The organism is Desulfobacterales bacterium, assembly GCA_029211065.1.
In the GTDB taxonomy this organism is placed as follows: Bacteria; Desulfobacterota; Desulfobacteria; order Desulfobacterales; family JARGFK01; genus JARGFK01.
This window is the reverse complement of sequence record JARGFK010000224.1, coordinates 1-2,782: the sequence shown is the minus strand read 5'-3', so window position 1 is coordinate 2,782 and position 2,782 is coordinate 1. Positions and strand designations below refer to the sequence as shown.

Sequence of the window (2,782 nt, the reverse complement as noted above, 5' to 3'; positions counted from 1 at the left end):
GCAACAGGGTGTCTTGGCTCCTCCATAACCGCATACTACACCATGTGGTCGGTTGAGTAAAGTGCATACCCACTATAAATTATTTTTGGATCATCTCCAAATCAGTTGATGATCCAAAAGGATTCAAGAGGCCAATCCCGCCAAGGCGGGACAGGGGTCCAGTGAAATGCTGAGAAATCAAGGGTTGACAAAAATCCTATCAGTTATGCCTGAAGATTTATCGGGCAACGAAAATATTACCTGTCGGAGCTTCCGAGAGACATAGGAGCAGTTTAGAGAAGAACCGAAAATAAACACTTGAACCCCTGAATCCTCGAATCCTGGACCCCTTTCTCCCAAATTAAGAAGGTGCCGCATGCGTATGAGCCGAAAGTCTGTTTGGGGCTGGGCAATGTATGACTGGGCCAATTCCGCCTTTGCCACAACCGTCATGGCCGGATTTTTCCCCATATTTTTCAAGCAGTTCTGGAGTGCCGGGGCCGACGTCACGATCAGTACCGCCCGGTTGGGGTTTGCCAACGCAGGCGCCAGCCTGCTGGTGGCTTTGCTGGCGCCGGTTCTAGGCGCAATTGCGGACAAAGGGGCGGTTAAAAAGAAGTTTCTCATCTTTTTTGCCTATTTAGGGGTTTTGATGACCGCCGCGCTGTTTTTCGTGCAAAAAGGGCAATGGGCCTGGGCGGTTTTTATTTATGCCATGGGGTCCATCGGGTTTGCCGGCGCCAATATATTTTACGATTCCCTCTTGCCGTCCGTTGCCGGCGAGGATCGCATCGATTATGTCTCCAGCCTGGGCTACAGCCTTGGGTACCTCGGCGGCGGGATATTGTTTCTGCTGAATGTGCTCATGACATTGTGGCCCCAGAAATTCGGACTTGCGGATGCCGGCGCCGCTGTTCGATTCGCCTTTCTGTCCGTGGCATTATGGTGGGGGCTGTTCACGGTTTTTACGATTGTGTGGGTGCCTAAAGAAGCGGCCGCACCGGTTTCGGCAGGTGCCAAACAAACTGTTTTGGAAGGTTTCCGGCAATTTGCCCGGACCTTTAAAAAAATTCGCCACATGAAGACCATCTTTCTGTTTTTGCTGGCATACTGGTTTTATATTGACGGCGTGGACACCATCATTCGCATGGCGGTGGATTACGGGTTGTCCATCGGTTTTGATGCCAATCATTTGATTCTGGCCCTGTTGATCGTTCAGTTTGTGGGGTTTCCGGCAGCCCTGCTCTTCGGCAAACTCGGTCAGCGCTGGGGGGCTCGCAGGGCCATCTTCCTTGCCATCGGCATCTACATGTTGATTACCCTGTGGGGAACGATGATGCGCAGCCCCAAAGAGTTTTATGTCCTTGCCATGGTTATCGGGCTGGTCCAGGGCGGCATTCAGGCCCTGAGCCGGTCGTACTACTCCCGCCTGATTCCCCATGACAAGGCAGCGGAATTTTACGGGTTTTACAATATGCTGGGAAAATTCGCGGCTATTTTCGGCCCGGCGCTTATCGGCATTGTCGGCTTGACGACCAAACGGATGTTAATGCCGCCGTCCCCCACAATTGAGCAGATGCAGCAGATCGGGCAAACGGCAACACGCTGGGGAATGGCGTCTATCTTAATCCTTTTTATAGTCGGGGGTGTTCTGCTCTATTTTGTCGATGAACAAAAAGGAAAAGCGGAAGCGGCATATCTGACAGAGAAAAAATAAGTACAATTATTCTTAAATACTCTGTGGTGAATAATTTTGATCTTATAGGAATTTACGGCAGACTGCAAAGGGTCTGCAGGCCAACGGCATTATCGGAAAAAATCCAGTGGACCCCCCGGTTTAATTCCCGGAAAAGGCAGCGTTCTGAATTCACAAACCCCGTTCCCACTTTCTGATGGTGGTCTTGGTGTTTTTTCAGAACCGACGCCGCCAGCAGCAGGTAATGCCCCAGGATTCCCCCATAGTTTTCACGAATGCTCAAATCGCTGATACGGGCCACATTGAATTCCGCGATAGGAAGAAAGGCGGCCGCCGGCAGCCACGCAATCATTTTAAAGAGTTCGGGGGTGAGGCTGAGAAAATGAAAATCCGCAGCCGGTTCCAACCCGGCGAAAAGATCGTTTAAAACCCGGCTCTGGTAAACCGGATCCGGGTAAACTTCTTTTTTCAATTCAACCATCAGGTGAAGTTTTTTGGCATACCTGTCGATCACCTCTTTCAGGGTCGGGATCATCCCAACGGAAGATTTCAGCTCCGAGAGTGTCAGCTCCCGGATATTCCGGGAATCACCATAAAGCCGCTGAAGGGATGCATCATGAATGACAACCGGGTGTAAATCCCTGGTCCAGCGGATATCAAACTCGATGCCCCACACCCCCGCGTCTCGAATCCGGTCAAACGCCGCCAGCGTATTTTCAAAAACCGTCCGGTTGTCATGGGCCCCCCGGTGCGAAATGATGCGGCAGCCCTCCAGCTTTTCTCTGTCAGGGATTGGCCGGGGAATCCCGGCATAAATATGATCAATAAGTTTTAATACCCGACGCTGTGCCCCTGCCGGTAACCCCATACTTTCTCCAATCACCTCTTTTTAAATAATTTTTTGATAAACGCCACCTCATTAACCTTCCGGATTATTTCAAAGATATCATTAAAAAGCAATTTTTTCTGCTCGGGCAAAGTCCTCCTTTCGAAAAGGGGGATTCAGGGGGATGTCCTCTTGGCAGGCAAATGATTTGGGTGCGGCTCTTTTAGGACGACATTGAGCAGCAGTTTTCAACATATAGTATCAAGCCCCATAAAGAAAAT

2 protein-coding genes are annotated in these 2,782 nt (G+C 50.4%); one reads left to right on the top strand and one right to left on the bottom strand.

Going from position 1 to position 2,782, the window contains the following annotated elements; all coding sequences use genetic code 11:
• The first annotated feature begins 361 nt into the window (after nt 1-361).
• On the top strand, nt 362-1,696 hold the full coding sequence (locus P1P89_22980; GenBank protein MDF1594388.1) for an MFS transporter: 1,335 nt from the start codon (nt 362-364) through the stop codon (nt 1,694-1,696).
• A 52-nt stretch (nt 1,697-1,748) separates the two neighbouring features.
• On the opposite strand, the gene P1P89_22975 is transcribed toward P1P89_22980, so the two are convergent.
• Nucleotides 1,749-2,543, bottom strand: a complete 795-nt coding sequence (locus P1P89_22975; GenBank protein MDF1594387.1) for a glycerophosphodiester phosphodiesterase — start codon at nt 2,541-2,543, stop codon at nt 1,749-1,751.
• Nucleotides 2,544-2,782 lie beyond the last annotated feature (239 nt).

Coding starts and splice junctions, on each gene's coding strand:
- P1P89_22980 (MDF1594388.1), top strand. CDS start 362: ATGAGCCGAAAGTCTGTTTGGGGCTGGGCAATGTATGACTGGGCCAAT.
- P1P89_22975 (MDF1594387.1), bottom strand. CDS start 2,543: ATGGGGTTACCGGCAGGGGCACAGCGTCGGGTATTAAAACTTATTGAT.